Annotated in this window: 13 protein-coding genes; 11 read left to right on the top strand and 2 right to left on the bottom strand. The window is 47.8% G+C overall.

Annotated elements, in window-relative coordinates; translation table 11 throughout:
• Window positions 1-38: 38 nt before the first annotated feature.
• Window positions 39-1,430, bottom strand: coding sequence for a phosphoglycerate transporter PgtP (gene pgtP / locus FDW95_RS06515; protein WP_115257854.1), 1,392 nt, complete (start codon window positions 1,428-1,430; stop codon window positions 39-41).
• A gap of 391 nt (window positions 1,431-1,821) precedes the next feature.
• On the opposite strand from pgtP, the gene pgtC reads away from it, so the two are divergent.
• Genes pgtC through pgtA form a run of 3 tightly spaced genes read left to right on the top strand, consistent with a single transcriptional unit; the run spans window position 1,822 to window position 6,288 of the window.
• Window positions 1,822-3,045: a phosphoglycerate transport regulator PgtC gene (gene pgtC, locus FDW95_RS06510; protein ID WP_115257855.1), complete on the top strand. Its 1,224-nt coding sequence runs from the start codon at window positions 1,822-1,824 to the stop codon at window positions 3,043-3,045.
• The gene (gene pgtB / locus FDW95_RS06505; protein ID WP_115257856.1) at window positions 3,042-5,051 is read left to right on the top strand and encodes a two-component system sensor histidine kinase PgtB; all 2,010 of its coding nucleotides are present in this window, start codon (window positions 3,042-3,044) and stop codon (window positions 5,049-5,051) included. The genes pgtC and pgtB overlap by 4 nt, the downstream gene beginning before the upstream one ends.
• A complete protein-coding gene (gene pgtA, locus FDW95_RS06500) occupies window positions 5,041-6,288 on the top strand; it encodes a two-component system response regulator PgtA (protein WP_115257857.1) in 1,248 nt (415 codons plus the stop codon). Before pgtB ends, pgtA begins: the two co-directional genes overlap by 11 nt.
• A 51-nt stretch (window positions 6,289-6,339) precedes the next feature.
• On the opposite strand, the gene FDW95_RS06495 is transcribed toward pgtA, so the two are convergent.
• On the bottom strand, window positions 6,340-6,879 hold the full coding sequence (locus FDW95_RS06495) for a DUF2058 domain-containing protein (protein WP_096756304.1): 540 nt from the start codon (window positions 6,877-6,879) through the stop codon (window positions 6,340-6,342).
• A 349-nt stretch (window positions 6,880-7,228) separates the two neighbouring features.
• Here FDW95_RS06495 and FDW95_RS06490 point away from each other — a divergent pair, with 349 nt between their 5' ends.
• From FDW95_RS06490 to FDW95_RS06455, 8 genes are all read left to right on the top strand, one after another.
• Complete coding sequence (locus FDW95_RS06490; protein WP_115257858.1) at window positions 7,229-8,437, top strand: PD-(D/E)XK nuclease family protein; 1,209 nt, start codon at window positions 7,229-7,231, stop codon at window positions 8,435-8,437.
• Between the two features lie 100 nt (window positions 8,438-8,537).
• A complete protein-coding gene (locus FDW95_RS06485; protein ID WP_115257859.1) occupies window positions 8,538-10,979 on the top strand; it encodes an EcoAI/FtnUII family type I restriction enzme subunit R in 2,442 nt (813 codons plus the stop codon).
• A 72-nt stretch (window positions 10,980-11,051) separates the two neighbouring features.
• On the top strand, window positions 11,052-12,524 hold the full coding sequence (locus FDW95_RS06480; protein WP_115257860.1) for an N-6 DNA methylase: 1,473 nt from the start codon (window positions 11,052-11,054) through the stop codon (window positions 12,522-12,524).
• Window positions 12,524-14,311 (top strand): restriction endonuclease subunit S, encoded by a 1,788-nt coding sequence (locus tag FDW95_RS06475; protein ID WP_115257861.1) that lies wholly within the window; start codon window positions 12,524-12,526, stop codon window positions 14,309-14,311. Before FDW95_RS06480 ends, FDW95_RS06475 begins: the two co-directional genes overlap by 1 nt.
• Before the next feature lie 44 nt (window positions 14,312-14,355).
• Complete coding sequence (locus FDW95_RS06470; RefSeq protein ID WP_115257862.1) at window positions 14,356-16,257, top strand: AAA family ATPase; 1,902 nt, start codon at window positions 14,356-14,358, stop codon at window positions 16,255-16,257.
• A gap of 82 nt (window positions 16,258-16,339) precedes the next feature.
• Window positions 16,340-17,446 carry an endonuclease NucS domain-containing protein gene (locus FDW95_RS06465; protein ID WP_115257863.1) on the top strand — a complete coding sequence of 369 codons (1,107 nt, stop codon included), beginning with the start codon at window positions 16,340-16,342 and terminating at the stop codon, window positions 17,444-17,446.
• Between the two features lie 11 nt (window positions 17,447-17,457).
• Window positions 17,458-18,420 (top strand): ankyrin repeat domain-containing protein, encoded by a 963-nt coding sequence (locus FDW95_RS06460; protein WP_115257864.1) that lies wholly within the window; start codon window positions 17,458-17,460, stop codon window positions 18,418-18,420.
• 110 nt (window positions 18,421-18,530) lie between these two features.
• The gene (locus tag FDW95_RS06455) at window positions 18,531-18,986 is read left to right on the top strand and encodes a hypothetical protein (RefSeq protein WP_115257865.1); all 456 of its coding nucleotides are present in this window, start codon (window positions 18,531-18,533) and stop codon (window positions 18,984-18,986) included.
• The last annotated feature ends 165 nt before the right edge of the window (window positions 18,987-19,151 follow it).

Here is a 19,151-nt window from a genome sequence, read left to right as displayed (position 1 = left end):
CCAGCGATGCTGGCACTTTTTTATCGACCTAGAACAGATTACCGGGCATCAGCAAGCTCTAAAGCCGCTTCTTCTTGCTGGGCATCTTTTCGCTGTTGTTCCAACTCCAGCGCGCCGCGGTGGGACAAGTAGCAGAACACGATGCAGCAGACGATCCCCCCCATCAGTAGGTAAAATCCCCCGTGCCAGCCCATTTTGTCGACCATCACACCAAACAGGCTGGTTCCTAGTGATGCACCAAAAATGTAGCTCATAAATCCGCGTAACCCTACGGCTGAACCGACGGCGAAGCTGGGGACGATTTCCATGGTCTGCACGGATGCCAAGAACTGAGGAACGTAAATCAGGCAACCGACAATGGCGGCGAAAATAGTCACCATCACCAGGGATTCACTTTTCCAGTAGCCGATCAGACAGACGAAGATCAGCGCCATACAAATCATTGCCAGCGGCATCCTGCGACCCTTAAACAACTTGTCGGTAAGCCAACCGGCCAGCAATGTGGAAGGAATGGCCGCCCATTCAAAAAACAGAAATGCCACGCTCATTTGTTCTTTTGAGAAGTGTTTTTCGGTAAGCAAGTAAATCGGCAACCAGCTGATCATGCCAAAACGCACCATATAGACAAACACGTCCACCAGAGAGACATACCAGGCATTTTTATTACGCAGCACGTAGGTGCAAAAGATCTGGTAGGCGCTCATATTCTCCGGTGCCTGGGTGACCTGTCGGGCGTTGAGCACGACTTTTTCTTCCGGCATCATTTCTTCCAGCGGTGGTAAACCTTCTTTACGTGGCGAACCTTTACCCAGCATTAGAACAATAAAGGCAAATAACACGGCGATACAGGCGGGGACAATATAGCTGGCGCTTTGCCAGTGTTCGCTACCCAGAATGGCAAAAGCGGTGCCTACAATCGGGGCGACAATACCGCCGCCAACGTTGTGCGAGATATTCCAGAAGGCGCCAACGCGTCCACGTTCTTTACGTGGGAACCAATTGGCAATAGTTATAAATGAGGGGCCAACACCCATCCCCTGGAATAAGCCGTTGAACACTACCAGTGTGGCAAATATCCAGAATCCGGTGCTGAAACCTAACCCGACGTTCACGATGGCGCACAAGACCAGACCGCATGCCATAAAGACTTTGGGGCTGGCCTTATCGGCCAGGCTGCTCATAATACCCTTACTGATCCCGTAGGCAATCAACATGCAACTGCTGAGCAGACCAATTTGGGTGGCACTGAGATCCAGATGTTCTTTCAGGTACGGCGTAGAGAGTGTGAAGTTATTACGTACAATATAGTACGCAAGATAGCCGAGAAATACGCTAAGTAGCGCCTGCATCCGGTATCGACCATATGTCGCCTGGACTTGCTCCGGCGGGACTTTATTTGCCGATGGTCCTGTCTTAAATATTGAAAGCATATCATCACCTAAATTTATATTGATGTGAATATCAGGAGTTTTCGTTGTGCAGGGTGAAATAAACGGTGATGGAATTCAACTCAATGAAATGTGTCAGTATTGACTCAACTTAACCAAAGAATGACTAATTTTGACTCTTTTAAATTAACAGAGGTGTGTGTTTTTTATTTTTAGCGGGAATTTATAGCCAGCATGTGCGGATACTAACAATTTTAATCGGTAATTTAAGGTATTCTGTACCCATGCTTTCGCTTTCGGCTTGGTTATTTTTATAACCACCTTACCTTTCCCCTGAGTTGGGGTAAACGGGTAAGTTTTGTCTCAATATTATTTTTCGAACATGTTGGTATTTATGAACGGGATCACAAACAGGCTTTGCGACCAGGGGCGGATGATCATCCTGTCGCTTTGTTTTACGTTGCTGTCTATGGCCAGCCAGGCACAGGGTAAAGAGCTCGTCATGGCCACGACGTTCTCCCCTGGCGCGACGGCATGGATTATCCAGCAATGGCAAACCGAGCCAGGGTCGGTAATGATTCGTACGCTAAACCGCACCAGTGCCTCTCTGGAACAACTGCTCGATACGGCGAACGCGGACAATGTTGATCTGATTTTGACCTCCTCTCCCATGCTGTTGCAGCATTTGCAGGAACATCAGAAGCTGGCTCCGTTTGATAATGCGCTGCCTGAGAGTCAACGCCTGGTGCCGGAGTCCATCCGTTCTACGTCCGTGGCGGTGGCAATATCAGGTTTTGGCCTGTTGATTAACCGTTCTGCGCTGGCGGCGCGGCATTTACCGGCTCCGACTGACTGGGGGGATTTAACGCACCCCCGGTATCAGGGCGCGCTGTTGATGAGTAGCCCGTCACGTTCGGATACCAACCATTTGATGGTGGAATCACTGCTGCAGCAAAAAGGGTGGGAACAAGGATGGGCGACGCTGCTGGCGAGTGCCGGCAATCTGGTGACGATTTCCTCGCGCAGTTTCGGCGTTGCTGACAAAATTAAAAGTGGATTAGGCGTCGCTGGGCCGGTGATTGATAATTACGCCAATCTGCTGCTCAACGACCCGCATCTGGCGTTTAACTATTTTCCGCATTCCGCAGTGTCGCCAACCTATGTGGCGGTGTTGAACAATAGCCAGCATGCCGGTGAAGCCCGTCGTTTTATTCGCTATTTATTGAGTCCTCAAGGGCAGCGGATCCTTGCCGATGCGAATACCGGGAAATATCCGGTCACGCGGTTGCCCGCCGATAATCCGCGTGCTGCTCAGCAGGCCATACTGATGGACCAGCCACCACTAAATTATCGCCTGATCCTCAAGCGGCAGCAGCTGGTGCAGCGGATGTTTGATACCGCTATCAGTTTTCGTCTCGCGCAATTGAAGGATGCCTGGCGAGCGCTGTATAGCGCCGAAGCGCGGCTAAAACGGCCACTCCCTGAAATACGAGCGTTATTGACCAGCGTCCCGATAGACGCCAGCAGTAGTGAAGATGAGGCCTGGCTTGCGCAATTCGAGAATAAAAGCGTTGCTGAACAGCAGATGATGGAATGGCAGCTATGGTTTCTCAAAAACCAGCGCCAGGCTATCGCCAAACTGGAAGAATTAAAATGAAGGGCGGGTCGTTACTGCAACGTCTTCGTCAGCTTAGCATTAGCAGCAGTCTGCGCGGGGCCTTCCTGACAGGGGCGTTACTGACGTTAAGCGTGAGTTGCGTCAGTCTGTATTCCTGGCATGAGCAGAGCTCGCAGATCCGCTATTCGCTGGATGACTACTTCCCGCGCGTCCATTCCGCTTTTTTAATTGAAGGCAATCTCAACCTGGTGGTGGATCAGCTCAATGAGTTCCTGTTGGCTCCCAATACCACGGTAAGACTGCAACTGCGCAACCAGATAATCCAGCATCTGGATAAGATTGAGGCGTTAAGCCGTGGATTGCAGCCCGCGGAACAGCAGCAACTGGCGGTCATTTTGCAAGACAGCCGTACCCTGATGACGGAGCTGGACAGGGTGCTCTACAACATGTTTCTGGTGCGAGAAAAAGTAAGTGAATTGTCTGCGCGCATAGATTGGCTGCATGATGATTTTACGACCGAGTTGAACTCACTGGTGCAGGATTTTACCTGGCAACAGGGAACTCTGCTGGATCAAATTGAGGCCAAAAATGGTGATGCGGCGCAATACCTGAAACGTGCCCGGGAAGTGCAAAACGAACAGCAGCAGGTTTACACACTGGCGAGAATTGAGAATCAAATCGTCGACGATCTGCGTGACAGGCTGAACGAGCTGAAGTCCGGTAGCGATGACGGTATGTTGGTGGAGACCCACATTCGTTATCTGGCAAATTTGAAAACAACGGCGGATGAAAATATCCGTACGCTGGATGACTGGCCCAGTACCATAACGTTGCGCCAAACTATTGATGAGTTGCTGGAAATTGGCATGATGAAAAATAAAATGCCCGACACAATGCGCGACTACGTGGCGGCGCAAAAGGCCCTCGTTGATGCTAATCACGCCAGAGAAGCGACGCTTGGGCGCTTTCGTACCTTGCTTGAGGCGCAACTAGGCAGCAGTCATCAGCAAATGCAGATGTTTAATCAGCGCCTGGAGCAGATTGTTCGCGTCAGCGGTGGACTGATTCTGCTGGCGACGTTACTGGCGCTGCTTCTCGCCTGGACGCTCAACCACTACTTTATCCGCTCCCGACTGGTGAAGCGTTTTACCGCACTGAATCAGGCCGTGGTGCAGATCGGTCTCGGTAGAACGGATGCAACTATCCCGGTGTATGGTCGCGATGAGTTAGGGCGCATCGCGGGCTTGCTACGCCATACGCTGGGGCAGCTTAATACGCAAAAAAATCAGCTTGAGCAGGAAGTGGCTGAGCGTAAAGAGATTGAGTCCGATCTTCGCGCCACGCAGGATGAGCTGATTCAGACGGCGAAACTGGCGGTGGTCGGCCAGACCATGACCACTCTGGCGCATGAAATAAACCAACCGCTGAACGCGCTATCGATGTACTTGTTTACGGCGGGAAGGGCCATTGAACAGGGACAACCAGCGCAGGCAAGAAGCACTTTAACCAAAGCGCAAGGGCTGATTACCCGCATTGATGCCATTATTCGCTCGCTGCGCCAGTTTGCGCGTCGGGCCGAGCCGGGGGCGCCGTTGCATCCGGTTGATTTGCGGCAAACTTTTAGTGCGGCTTGGGAACTGTTAGCCATGCGTCATAAGCCACAGCAGGGCAGGCTGACGCTCCCGCCGGAGACCGTATGGGTACTCGGTGATGAGGTTAGGATCCAGCAGGTACTGGTTAATGTGCTGGCAAACGCGCTCGACGCCTGTCCGGCTACGGCTGAAATTGAGGTGAGCTGGCGGGCTCAGGGCAAAACGCTGTGCGTATTGATCGCTGATAACGGACCCGGTTGGCCTCAGGCGTTGTTACCGTCGCTATTGAAGCCATTTACGACCAGTAAGGATGTGGGTCTCGGCATTGGTTTGTCGATTTGTGTATCGTTAATGACGCAAATGAACGGTGAGTTACGCCTGGCGTCAACGCTGGAGCGCAATGCCTGCGTAGTCCTGCAATTCAACCTGACGGATGTAAATGATGTTGAGTGATGAATGTTCTGTTCTGCTGATTGATGACGATGCCGATGTGCTCGATGCTTACACGTTATTGTTGGAGCAGGCAGGATATCGCGTCCTGGCCTGTAACAATCCGTTTGACGCCAGAAATCTGATGCCTGCCGACTGGCCAGGGATCGTATTAAGCGATGTATGTATGCCAGGCTGTTCGGGGATCGATCTGATGACTCTGTTTCATCAGGATGATAATCAACTGCCGATCCTGCTGATCACCGGGCACGGCGATGTCCCGATGGCGGTGGATGCAGTGAAGAAAGGCGCATGGGACTTTCTGCAAAAACCGGTCGATCCTGGCAAGCTGCTGGCGCAGGTTGAGGATGCCCTGCGTCAGAGGCAGTCCGTAATTGCGCGTCGTCATTACTGCCAGCAGAAATTACAGGTTGAACTGGTCGGATACAGTGACTGGGCAACGCAATTCCGCCAGCGACTACAGCAACTGGCAGAAACGGATATCGCCGTCTGGTTTTATGGTGAACCCGGAACAGGACGCATGACGGGCGCGCGGTATCTGCATCAGCTTGGGCGCAATGTCCACGGGCCATTTATACGTGCAGACCTGACATCCGGAAATGCGGTTCAGCTCAACGCGCTCATTGATCAGGCTCAAGGTGGAACGCTGGTACTGAGTCATATTGAATGCCTGACGCGCGAGCAGCAGCACCATCTGGTGCAGTTGCAAAGTCAAGAGCGGCGTCCTTTTCGCTTGATTGGGATCGGGGAGACGTCCTTGGTGGAGTTGGCGGCAACCCACCAGATTGTTGCAGAACTCTATTATTGCTTTGCCATGACGCAAATCGCCTGCCAACCGCTGTCTCTGCGCCCGGACGACATTGAGCCGTTATTTCATCACTACCTGCATAAAGCCTGTCTGCGGTTAAACCATCCCGTGCCTGAAGTCGACGGGGAATTGCTAAAAGGCATGCGGCGACGAGTATGGTTGAGCAATGTACGGGAACTGGCAAATGCCGCAGAGTTGTTTGCCGTCGGGTTACTCCCGTTGGCTGAAACTGCCAACCCGCAGATGCATATGCCCGAGCCGACCCCGCTGGATCGTCGGGTAGAAGAGTATGAACGACAAATCATCACGGAAGCGCTCAATATCCATCAGGGGCGGATTAATGAGGTGGCAGAGTATCTGCAAATTCCGCGTAAGAAGCTGTATCTGAGAATGCGAAAATACGGGCTGAGTAAAGAGCACTATAAGTTCTAGCGCTCATCGAAATATTCGAACAGAGGCCAGAAAATCATCTGGCCATATCTCTTACCACATCAAATCATCAGGTACGACAAAGTCAGCGTACGGGTCATCTTCGTCCTTATCTTCCTGGCTCAGTTCGCAATTTAAGACAATGTAGCTGGCGTCACGCTGCGCGATCTTATCGGCAACCACCGCCGGGATGATGGCGTATTCGCTCTCGCGATCACTTTCAGCGGCCAGACGCGCAATGGCAAGACGCCCCTTGATTAACTGAGTCTGGGTAACTTTATCAACGTAGATTTTTTTAATCAGATTGTTGTCGGTAAAGTTATAACCAATATCGCCTCTTGAAATGGTGATTTTATTCATTTCAATCAGCTGCTTAATCTGAGCTTTGTATTCTTTCGACAGGGCTGCTTGCTTTTGCTGCTCGCTGAGTTGCTTATCACGCTCAACCTGTGCTTTTTTATTTTCTTCAACCGCCTCTCTGGCCTCACGCGCCTGAACGCGCGACTTTTTCGCTGTTCTTTGCACCTTCGCCATTTTTTTACTGGTGACTAAGCCAGCTTTAAGCATCTGCTCTTGTAGGGTGAGTTTTGTCATATTCGTTTCTAAATCCAGTAAAAAGAGTTCTCAGGATTATACCCTTAACGTCCGGGGGGATGCCAGATTGCGGGGAGTTGCAAAGCGTCGGGGATAAAATGGCAGGCTATGGTGTCCCTGCAGGAATCGAATAACTTTCTAATTTTATGATATTGATGGTTTTATTTTTAGAGTGGATGTCTGGTACCAGCAAAAATACCATCAAGGGCCGTCAGAATGATGATTTTGGGCAAAGCAGGAATGTAATCCGGGAATGGCAAGGCATCATATGGCCGACATTATGCTGTATGAGGCATTGAGCTGTTAATATAGCCGTCCCGAGCATGAAAGCTGCGTGTGATGGAGTGATATGACTGGTAATCATTGGCTGAACCAAATGACAGAGTGGCTCAACGAAGCCCGACGGACGCACCAAAATCTCAACAAAAAAGATGCTGTTGAGTTTAATGTCTTTCGGTATATCACTGCTGACGAAAATGGCCTTTCACGCATCCTGGCTGATTTGCTTGACGTGCGCGGTGTTCATGGTCAGCAAGCTCACTTTCTCAGCACCTTTCTCGATTTGATTGGGAAAAGCTTATGGGATGCAACATCTTGTCGGTTTGTTGAGTGCGAACAGCAGACTGATGCCCTGGGCACTAAACGTCGAATTGATATCGTCGTACAAGGGGAGCGATGGACACTTGGTATAGAGAACAAACCCAGTGCCGCCGATCAACCCAATCAGGTTTTGGACTATCTCCACGAGCTAAGAAAGCGCCGCAGCGTACTAAACGAAACGCTGCTGATTTACCTGACTCCTGAAGGGAGCAAGCCAACTCCGTTTAGTATTGATGAGCATCAATGTGACGCCGCGCTTCAGTCTGGTGAGCTTGTCCTCCTGTCATATCAAAGGCTCGTCGTTTGGCTTGAGGGGCTGTGCAAAAATGATGATATACCTTACCGCTTGCGAGTCTTTCTATTCGATTTGCAGCGTTTTATTTCGGTGAATGTGCTGAATTGCAGGGAGGGGAAGGTTGTGGATGTTTTGTTAGACAAGATCTTTACTGACGAATCAACGCTGGATACCACGTTAAGTCTACTAAGCCTGCAAAATAGCATTTATCAAACGCTGACTAAAAAAGCGACTTCGGCTTTGATAGCACCAGCAGGCTGGGAGGTATGCCGAAAATTATATCCAGATTACGGGATTGGGTTGCGCCCACCAGAGGCCATTGGCTGGCACTACTGTATCGAACCTGCCAAAGGGAGTTATCAGGATTGGAGTTACGGTATCAAGCTGGATAATGCTTCGAATGCTACCGAATCAGCTTTGCTGGCTGCGCAACAGCTCAAAATAGATTTCCCTACAGGGGCGAAAGCGAGTGCATGGTGGCCATGGTGGCGCAGCTTTAATGGATATTTGTCGCATGACCTTGATCCCATTGAATACAGGGATTGGCTTTCGAGTAATCGTGCATGGCTTGAAATGAACAATGGTGAGTTCTCAAGGCGCTGTGTCGATTTGTTTATTCGATTACATGAGTCGGTTAGCAGTAGAAGTTGTTCTAACGAATAATGGTTTTCCAGACGTTGCCTAAAACCTCGTTTCAGGTCATTACGTAACGCACTAATCTGTGTAAAATCAGAGCTAACCCAATATCGTGGAGTGCTCCGCTATGGCTGGCGTAAACAAGGCTCATTTAACTGAAACGGACATCATTACCAAATTCATCCTGCCAGTGGTTAAAGATGCTGGCTGGGACATGATGTCGCAGGTCCGTCAGGAAGTGAAACTCCGCGATGGTAAGATTGTGGTTCGTGGCAAACTGGCCTCGCGTATCAAAGTTAAATCCGCCGACATTGTGCTTTACCACAAGCCGAATTTGCCGCTGGCGGTGATAGAAGCCAAGGCCAATCAGCACGCCATCAGTAAAGGAATGCAACAGGGTCTGGATTACGCCAGCCTGCTCGATGTTCCCTTTGTGTTTGCGACCAATGGTGATGGTTTTGTTTTTCACGATAAAACCAACCCGCAGCAGCTTGAGTCAGAAATTACTCTCAGTGATTTTCCAACCCCTGAACAACTCTGGCAGAAATATTGTGTCTGGAAAGGGTTTACTCAGGAACAGCTGCCCGTCATCAGCCAGGACTACTACGATGACGCCAGCGGGAAATCCCCTCGTTATTATCAGATGCAGGCGATCAACCGAACGGTAGATGCTGTATCAGCAGGGAAGAACCGCATTCTGCTGGTAATGGCAACCGGGACGGGGAAAACCTACACCGCATTCCAGATAATCTGGCGGTTGTGGAAAGCGAAAAACAAAAAACGCATTCTGTTTCTCGCTGACCGAAATATTCTGGTCGATCAGACCAAGCGCAATGACTTCAAGCCATTTGGTTCAGCGATGACCAAAGTTACCGGGCGCACCGTTGACCCCGCTTATGAAGTACACCTGGCGCTGTACCAGGCGATCACCGGGCCGGAGGAACATCAAAAAGCCTATAAGCAGGTTGCTCCCGATTTCTTTGATCTCATAGTCATCGACGAATGCCACCGTGGCAGCGCCTCTGAAGATTCTGCCTGGCGGGAGATCCTGGAATATTTTGGCAGCGCCACCCAGATAGGCCTGACGGCAACGCCGAAAGAAACCGAAGAAGTCTCCAGCACCGATTACTTTGGTGAGCCGGTTTATACCTATTCCCTGAAAGAAGGCATTGAAGATGGCTTCTTAGCCCCGTACAAAGTGGTGCGCGTCGATATCGACGTTGATGTACAGGGCTGGCGACCGGTTAAGGGTCAGTTAGATAAATACGGCGAAGAGATTGAAGACCGAATCTACAACCTGAAAGATTTTGACCGCACGATGGTGATTGATGAACGTACCATGCTGGTAGCGCAGACCATTACCGACTATTTGAAACGTACCAACCCGATGGATAAAACCATCGTCTTCTGCAACGATATTGACCACGCCGCTCGGATGCGCCAGGCGCTGGTGGTACTCAACCCAGAACAGGTGCTGAAGAACGAAAAATACGTGATGAAAATCACAGGCGATGACGATATTGGCAAGGCGCAGCTGGATAACTTCATTGACCCCAAAAAAGCTTACCCGGTTATCGCGACAACCTCTGAGCTGATGAGTACCGGCGTCGATGCGCAAACCTGTAAATTGGTGGTGTTAGACCAGAACATTCAGTCGATGACCAAGTTCAAACAAATCATCGGGCGCGGCACGCGTATCAACGAAAAGCACGGCAAGCTGTGGTTCACGATTCTCGACTTCAAAAAAGCGACAGAGCTATTTGCCGACCCACGTTTTGACGGCTTGCCAGAAAAAGTGCTGGTGGTAAAACCTGACGACATTTCGGACCCGGCGTCTGATTTTAATGACCAACTCGATGCGGAAGATAACGCTGAGGACGATGATAGTTTCGCCAATGAAGCGCGGGAAGAGAGAGCCGAATACAAGGTAAACCGCGAAAAATTCGCCGGAAATGGCGAATTCCACGACGATGACGAAAACAAAGTCCGCAAATTCTATGTGAATGGTGTGGACGTTAAAGTGCTGGCGAAGCGCGTTCAGTATTATGATGCCGACGGCAAACTGGTGACGGAATCCTTCCAGGATTACACCCGCAAAACGATGCTCAAAGACAGTGATTATGCGTCTCTGGATAGCTTCGTGCGCAAATGGCAGGAAGCTCCCCGCAAGCAGGTCATCATTGAAGAGTTGGAGCAACTCGGAATTCTGTGGGACGTGCTGGCCGAAGAAGTCGGAAAAGATCTCGATCCGTTTGATCTGCTCTGCCACGTAGTGTACGGTCAGCCGCCGTTAACGCGCCATGAGCGTGCCGCCAACGTGCGTAAACGTAATTACTTCACAAAATATGCGGAACCCGCGCAGCAGGTGCTTAACACGCTGCTGGATAAATACGCTGATGAAGGCGTGCGGGAAATCGAAGACGTTCAGGTATTGAAACTGAAACCCTTTGACTCACTGGGGCGTCCAATAGAGATCATCAAAACCCGCTTTGGTGACAAGCAGGCCTACGAGCAGGCAGTGAATGAACTGGAAAACGAAATCTACCAGCTACCTCCACGCTTCGCCTGATACTGCATAAATTTATTGCCACTGGCCGCCCTTGCTGCCAGTGGCATCCTTTTTTAAGAATGGAATAACAACATGTCGATTAGCTCAGTTATTAAATCCCTTCAGGACATCATGCGCAAAGATGCAGGTGTGGACGGCGATGCCCAGCGTCTGGGGCAGCTTTCGTGGCTTCTGTTTTTGAAGATTTTTGATACTCAGGAAGAAGAGCTGGAACTGGAACAGGATAACTACAGCCTGCCTATCCCGGAACGCTATCTTTGGCGTACCTGGGCGGCGAACAGCGAAGGGATTACCGGCGATGCGCTGCTGGAATTCGTTAACGACGACCTGTTCCCAAAACTGAAGAACATGACCGCACCAATCGACACTAACCCTCGTGGTTATGTGGTCAAGCAGGCGTTCAGCGATGCCTACAACTACATGAAAAACGGCACGTTGCTGCGTCAGGTCATCAACAAGCTTAACGAAATCGATTTCAGCAGCAGCCAGGAACGCCATCTGTTTGGCGATATCTACGAGCAGATCCTGCGCGACCTCCAAAGCGCTGGTAACGCTGGTGAGTTCTATACCCCGCGTGCGGTAACACGCTTTATGGTTAATCGTATTGATCCGAAACTGGGCGAGTCGATTATGGATCCAGCCTGCGGAACCGGCGGTTTCCTCGCCTGTGCATTCGATCATGTGAAAGAGCATTACGTCAACACCACCGAAGACCATAAAACTCTGCAGCAACAGATATATGGCGTTGAGAAAAAACAGCTTCCGCACCTGCTGTGCACCACCAATATGCTGTTGCACGGCATCGAAGTGCCGGTACAAATCCGCCATGACAACACGCTGAATAAGCCGCTCTCCTCCTGGGACGAACAGCTGGATGTGATCATCACCAACCCACCGTTTGGCGGCACCGAAGAAGACGGCATTGAGAAAAACTTCCCGGCAGAGATGCAGACTCGTGAAACCGCCGACCTGTTCCTGCAACTGATTATTGAAGTGCTGGCAGACAAAGGTCGCGCGGCAGTGGTATTGCCAGACGGCACACTGTTTGGTGAAGGCGTCAAAACCAAAATCAAAAAACTGCTGACCGAAGAGTGCAACCTGCACACCATCGTGCGTCTGCCAAACGGCGTGTTTAACCCGTACACCGGCATCAAAACCAATATTCTGTTCTTCACCAAAGGCCAGCCGACCAAAGACATCTGGTTCTACGAACACCCTTACCCGGATGGCGTAAAGAACTACAGCAAAACCAAACCGATGAAGTTTGAAGAGTTCCAGACCGAGATCGACTGGTGGGGCAGTGAAGCAGACGGTTTTGCCAGCCGCGAAGAGAACAATCAGGCGTGGAAAATCAGTATCAAGGACATCATCGACCGCAACTTCAACCTCGATATCAAAAACCCGTACCAGGGCGAAACCATCAGCCATGACCCGGACGAACTGCTGGCGCAGTACCAGACGCAGCAGGCGGAAATCAGCGAACTACGTAATCAGCTACGTGACATCCTCGGTGCCGCGCTGGCGGGCAGCAAGGAGGCGAACTGATGACCGTTGAAAAACTGATCACCCAACATATCGATACCTGGACTTCCGCCCTGCAAACCCGCTCAACCGCCGGGCGCGGCAGCAATGGCAAAATCGATCTCTACGGTATCAAGAAACTGCGCGAGCTGATTCTGGAGCTGGCAGTGCGCGGCAAACTGGTGCCGCAGAACCCGAATGATGAACCGGCGTCTGAATTGTTAAAGCGAATTGCCGCTGAGAAAGAAGAACTGGTAAAACAGGGGAAGATTAAAAAGCAGAAGCCTTTGCCGGAAATTAGTGAGGAAGAGATGCCTTTTGAATTGCCGAGCGGGTGGGATGTAATTCGCTTAGGCGATTTAACTACAAAAATTGGTTCAGGAAGTACTCCTAGAGGCGGACAAAACTCTTATGTTTCTTCTGGGATTCCATTTTTACGTTCTCAGAATATTTGGAATGATGAGTTAAAGTTAGATGATGTAGTATTTATTTCTTCAGAGGTCCATTCTCAAATGGAAGGGACTCAGGTGAAAGGAAACGATATATTATTGAATATCACTGGAGCATCTCTAGGCCGCTGTACAATTTTCCCAGAGAGAATAGGTGAGGCAAATGTTAATCAGCATGTGACAATTATCAGGCTGATTGAACAGGGAATGGTAAGTTTTCTTCATTTGGCAATTATATCCCCAGTAATACAAAAAATCATTTGGGGGCGCCAAGTTGGTATGGCAATTGAAGGTCTTAGCAAGAAAACTCTTGAATTATTCGAAATACCAGTTCCACCTTTACCAGAACAATTACGTATTGTTTACAAAATAAATGAGTTAATGTCCCTCTGTGACAAACTGGAACAGCAATCCCTGACCAGTCTGGATGCGCATTCTCAGCTTGTTGAAACGCTGCTGGCAACGCTTACCGACAGTCAAAACGCAGAAGAATTAGCCGAAAACTGGGCGCGCATTAGCCAGCATTTCAACACGCTATTTACCACCGAAGCGAGTATTGACGCGCTTAAGCAAACCATTCTGCAACTGGCGGTAATGGGTAAACTGGTGCCGCAAGATCCTAACGACGAACCGGCTTCCGAACTGCTAAATCGTATTGAGCAGGAAAAATTGCAACTGGTGAAAGACGGTAAAATTAAAAAACAAAAACCTTTGCCGCCAGTGAGTGATGAGGAAAAACCTTTTGTTCTACCAATGGGATGGGAATGGTGTCGTTTAGGTGATTTGGCACTTGGTTCAGAGGCCGGGTGGAGCCCGCAATGTGAGTCGCATCCAAGAAATGGCGAGGACTGGGGGGTCTTGAAAATCAGCGCTGTTACTTGGGGAGAGTTCAATGCTGAGGAAAACAAGGCGCTACCGGTAAAACTGGAGCCTAAACAGGAATATGAAGTTAAAGGGAATGATTTCCTTTTATCAAGAGCAAATACCTCCGAGTTGGTTGCCCGCTCTGTGGTTGTACCTCAAACGGTGCCTAAGCATTTAATGCTGAGTGATAAAATTATACGTTTCCAATTCTCCGATTTGATAGATGTGAACTATATCAATATTGTGAATAATTCTACGCTTTCACGTGAGTATTACGGAATGTTAGCTGGTGGTACGAGCGCATCAATGAAAAATGTTACACGAAATCAAATTTCTCTGTTGCCTGTTGCATTGCCTCCTTATAATGAACAAAAGAAGGTAATCCCAGTTGCAGAAAGCATTTTAGTGTTTGTCAACACTCTTAAAAATCTAGTTGTAAAAAGCGAAGATATTAAAAAGAATTTAACTGATTCTATTGTTTTTCATTTTGATAACTAATGTGGTCATTATTACATAATTAATAGAATACCAAGGAGTGTTAGGTGCGCATAAAATCAATTTACATTTCGCGATACAAAAACATTCATGACTTCCAGATGGATTTTGATGATAATAATGGCATCGATGTTTTTGTTGGCAAAAATGCAAGCGGGAAATCTAATTTTTTTGAAGCTATCATTGAGATTTTTCGTCATATTGATCAGTTTGGTCAAGAGAGCAACACGATTAGTTTTGAGTATAATATATTTTACGAAATTGATGGGATTGTGACCAAAGTTGAATGGGCAAAGGATCGGTTGTTCATCAATGATGAGGATGGCCAACGAAAATCAGGAAAAATCCCTTTCCCTGACAATATACTTGTATATTACACTGGACATAATACTACTGTGTCTAGCTTAATTGGTAATTACAAAGCATTATTTCAGAGGAAAATTAAAGGTGCTGAGTTATCCGATTCACGTAAAATTATTGGGATTGGGCCAGATTACAAAAGCCTGCTTCTAACTCTTATTATATCTCAGCATCAAGATAATCCTGCAAGAAATTATATTCTAAATAAACTTGCAGTTAGCAAGTTGGGTCTAACAAAACCTGGCACCAAAGAAGTTACTGAGCCTGTCATTAGATTAAAGTTAGATCGCCCTGATTATGCCAAGGGTAAAAGAGATTTTAATATTCAGCTTAACGATGAAACGGATCGATATTGGAAAGCAGTCGGCATTACTAAAGAATTTCTTGATTCTTTAACGCAATGCATATGGGATAATACTGATCAAATATCCGTTAATGAAGGATACTTTCAAGGTGAAGATCATTACATACTCTATATATCCATAAAGAAATTACAAGAAAAATTTGAAGAATACTGGGATGTACTTTTTCAGCAGTTTGATAACCTAAAAGTATTAGGAATGCTTTCTGATATAACTGTACCCTTACGGTTGGATTCTGATATTGAAGGTGATATTAGTTCCTTTAGTGATGGGCAATTTCAGTCGGTTTATGTTTATTCAGTCTCGGAGTTTTTCAAAAATAAAAACTGTGTGACATTGCTTGATGAGCCTGATGCTTTTTTGCATCCAGAATGGCAGCATCAATTTATTAATCAAGTTAAAGAAATTAACACGGTTGCGTTATGTAAAAACCACATTTTAGTGACTACTCACAGTGCCTCAACTATAGCTTCCTTAGAACAAAAATATATTTCCGTGATATATTCTGATAATTACAAGGTGAAATTTTGCAAGCGAGATAAAGGTCAAGTTATTCGTGAACTGTCTGCTGGGGTTATTTCTTTTTCAGAAACTGAAGCCCGCTTGGCATTGAATCAATTTCTCAAATCATCATCGGGTAATGTACTTTTTACTGAAGGCGTTACTGATGAGATTATTCTAACTATTGCATGGGAGAAGTTAAATCCAGGGCGGGGTTGCCCGTTTGGTATTCAAAATGCTTTTGACCGTAATTTTTTGAGGAATTTATTTTCCCGTGATGAGTTGAAGTTGAATTTCCCAAGCCGAAAAATGTTTGCCTTATTTGACTTTGACGATGCATATAATGATTGGAAAGGGCTCAAAGGTTTGGATTTGATTGTAGACCCATTTGCTGGATTAGCTAAAAAATTAAAATATGAATACCATTACGCCTTGTTACTTCCTGTTCCAAAAAATAGCGACATTAAAAAGCAAGTTATTGACGAAGAAAACAAGGCATGGGGCGGAAATGGAGGCTCTCACTTATCTATCGAACTATTGTTTTACAAAGAAGACTTGCTTGAGAAATGGTTCACCAAACGGCCTTTCATAGCTGGTAGTGAAATCATCGAGTTTGTGGGCGACAAAGCTGAGTTTGCTAAAACAATGGTGCCGACATTTCCTGTGGAAAATTTTGAAATATTTAGATCGCTCTTCGATTTTATCGAGAGCAAGTGCCATGCATAGTTTTATAATATTATTTCTCTTCTAAAGGGAAAGTATATACCAAAATATTGATTTGAACTTTAGATTTAGCGGGGAAATACGAATGCCGGTTCATCATGCAATCTGGCGGGTAGGGGAGAAGCCTCAACCGCTGACCATCAGCAAACTCGGCAGCGAGCAACTGCTGGAGAAGATGATTTTAAACGACCCTACCATCCTCTCTGACCAATGGATGATCATCGGCCATCAGGAATACACCCTTGATAAAGGGCGTATCGATCTGCTGGCGATTGCGCCGGATGCCTCGCTCATCCTGATTGAGCTCAAACGCGACCGTACGCCGCGTGAAGTCGTTGCCCAGGCGCTGGATTACGCCTCCTGGGTTGATGACTTAACCGCCGATCGATTGTCGCAGATTTATGAAAAATTCTCTGGCGGCGGAAATTTAGGGGAGGCATTTAAGCAACGCTTTAATGCCGAACTGGAAGAAGAGTCGCTCAACCAGTCGCATCAAATCATCATCGTGGCGGCGGAGCTGGATCCGTCCACCGAGCGCATTGTCGATTACCTCAGCAAGAACGGCATCTCGATTAACGTTCTGTTCTTCAAAGTTTTCCAACACGGTGATGAGCAGTTCTTAAGTCGCGCCTGGCTTATCGATCCGAGCGAAACGCAAACCAATGCCGCACAAGCCACTGCCACAAATGCTAACGCAAAAGAATCCTGGAACGGGGAGTTTTACGTCTCGTTTGGTGATCCGCAAAGCCGAGTCTGGGAAGAAGCGCGTCGTTACGGATTCATCAGCGCTGGTGGTGGAAGTTGGTACAGCCAGACGTTAAAGCAGCTCCAGCCGGGTGATCGAATTTGGGCAAAAATCCCGGCAACGGGTTACGTCGGCGTCGGGATTGTGCAGAGCGCCGTTGAGCCTGCCAGTAGCTTCACCATCAACACTGACGACGGTGAAAAGCTGGCGATGGATGTGCTGAAATTTGGTGCCGGATATCTCAACAACGCCGACGATCCCGACAAATCAGAATATTTTGTCCCTGTGAAATGGCTGGAAACGCGCAGCGAACAGGAGGCGGTCAATGAGATTGGTTTCTTTGGTAATCAGAATACGGTCTGCAAACCGACCACACCAAAATGGCGGCACACACTCGATAAGTTAAAGCGTATTTTTTTACGCTGGGACACTGAACGGGCAGAATAAGAGAGGCTGGAATGATGTCTGTTAGCGATAAAGTATTGAAACTCGCCTTCCAGGGCGAATGGAATACGCTTTTACCTATTCTTCGTGATTATCCTGATCTGGTAAATCACCCCAGTGAACCTAAAGGTTATACTCCGCTGCATCAGGCTGCATGGCATGGAGCGAATTTGTCGGTTATGGGAGAACTGTTATCTATTGGCGCTGACCGAAGTGCGACAACAAATGTTAAGCGGCAGACTGCTTATGACATCGTGGTTGAAAAGCACAAACGGCCTGATCTGCAATATCTTCTGTTCCCGCAAAAATTGACCATCGCACAAATTCTCAGAAAAGTGGTTTCCACTGAGCGGCAATTGTTCACTGATTATGATGGCAACCAAATTTTGGTCGATAAAATGATTGCGGCTTCAGGTGTTGAGCAATGCCCTGATGACCTTAACGAATTGGATGCCAGGTTAAGTCACCTCTTTTTTGCGTTGACGGGGAAAGCAATATCCACTGTCGATTCTGTTCGCTTTTCCGTTTCAAGTAGTTTTACGTTTGAGATTGAACCGGATTTTTTCAGGCTGATATTTTTCCCGTTGGTACATAAAGTTGCGGCAAAAAAGATTAGCTATCTGGAAAGTGATTGGGCCGTTGTATCCGACTTATTTGATCCTGCTCCGACGCAATGGGGATTGAGAGGGAGTTTGTTCTTGTGGCTGGAGATGCGACAAGCCTTATGTCAGGTCTGTATTCCTGAAGATAAAAATGAACTAGGCGATATTATTTCGGCAGCATTTCAGTCACTGACGGGGAAGTCGTTAATCAATCGGGTGGGCGGCAACGACTTTTACGTTGAGCGATTCAGTCGTGGTGGCGGATCTTCGGGTTATGTTGCTTCCCTGTTTTGGCTCAATGAGTTCATCCCACAATTGCAACAGCGGTTAACTTGGCTGCAAACTGTTTGGTCGATTTCTCCACGTTCCTTATGATGCTTTTTTAGTAATCATTGGGCGTTGTTTTGCTATTTTTCACGGGATTATTTCATCGCTTCAAATTTGATGTGATCGCTTAAATTGTTTTAAACAGCTCAGGGGGAAATATGACTACAGCAGAATTAGGGCAGTTAATGGTATTGCAGAAACTCACGAGCCTTGGTGCCAGTAATGCCATCGTCCAGAAAGAGGGCAACAGGTCATCCATCACATTTGATGCCCCTAACGGTAAAACGTATAAAGTTACCACCAGAGCGAAAACGTCAGGGACCTGGCAAACCTCAACAAACTATGCTGCCCAATGTGCACTTGATAAAAAAGATAATGCGTTTTGGGTGTTTGTTGATCTCGGACGAGAGCCGAATATTTTCTATATCACGCCGCTGTCGTGGATCAGGAATGATATTTATGAGGCTCATTTGGCTTATCTGGATAAACATGGTGGGCACCGTGCACAGAATGATGAGTCAACGCATCATTCTATTTCGGTAAAACGCATTGCTGGCTGGAAAAATGCTTGGGGAGAAATGGGCTTGAGTGAATCTGTAAATAATTCTGCATAACTGGCATCACCTGAAAGGTTACGTTGAGCAGCTATCAGCCATTCGTATGCTGAAATCTGTGTGGCCATTTTTCAAAGCCGTGATATCTCATCTGACTTTTACTGATAGTAAGCAGAGTAGTGCTGGTTCCGTTGGTTTAGTCGGTAATGACTCCAACTTATTGAT

Source organism: Citrobacter sp. wls718 (assembly GCF_005280945.1).
GTDB lineage: Bacteria > Pseudomonadota > Gammaproteobacteria > Enterobacterales > Enterobacteriaceae > Citrobacter > Citrobacter gillenii.
Note: the sequence above shows the minus strand (reverse complement) of the source record. Positions and strands in the feature narration are given on the sequence as shown.

Coding starts and splice junctions, on each gene's coding strand:
- FDW95_RS06465 (WP_115257863.1), top strand. CDS start 16,340: ATGCCGGTTCATCATGCAATCTGGCGGGTAGGGGAGAAGCCTCAACCG.
- FDW95_RS06475 (WP_115257861.1), top strand. CDS start 12,524: ATGACCGTTGAAAAACTGATCACCCAACATATCGATACCTGGACTTCC.
- FDW95_RS06480 (WP_115257860.1), top strand. CDS start 11,052: ATGTCGATTAGCTCAGTTATTAAATCCCTTCAGGACATCATGCGCAAA.
- FDW95_RS06490 (WP_115257858.1), top strand. CDS start 7,229: ATGACTGGTAATCATTGGCTGAACCAAATGACAGAGTGGCTCAACGAA.
- FDW95_RS06485 (WP_115257859.1), top strand. CDS start 8,538: ATGGCTGGCGTAAACAAGGCTCATTTAACTGAAACGGACATCATTACC.
- pgtP (WP_115257854.1), bottom strand. CDS start 1,430: ATGCTTTCAATATTTAAGACAGGACCATCGGCAAATAAAGTCCCGCCG.
- FDW95_RS06460 (WP_115257864.1), top strand. CDS start 17,458: ATGATGTCTGTTAGCGATAAAGTATTGAAACTCGCCTTCCAGGGCGAA.
- FDW95_RS06495 (WP_096756304.1), bottom strand. CDS start 6,879: ATGACAAAACTCACCCTACAAGAGCAGATGCTTAAAGCTGGCTTAGTC.
- pgtB (WP_115257856.1), top strand. CDS start 3,042: ATGAAGGGCGGGTCGTTACTGCAACGTCTTCGTCAGCTTAGCATTAGC.
- pgtC (WP_115257855.1), top strand. CDS start 1,822: ATGATCATCCTGTCGCTTTGTTTTACGTTGCTGTCTATGGCCAGCCAG.
- FDW95_RS06455 (WP_115257865.1), top strand. CDS start 18,531: ATGACTACAGCAGAATTAGGGCAGTTAATGGTATTGCAGAAACTCACG.
- pgtA (WP_115257857.1), top strand. CDS start 5,041: ATGTTGAGTGATGAATGTTCTGTTCTGCTGATTGATGACGATGCCGAT.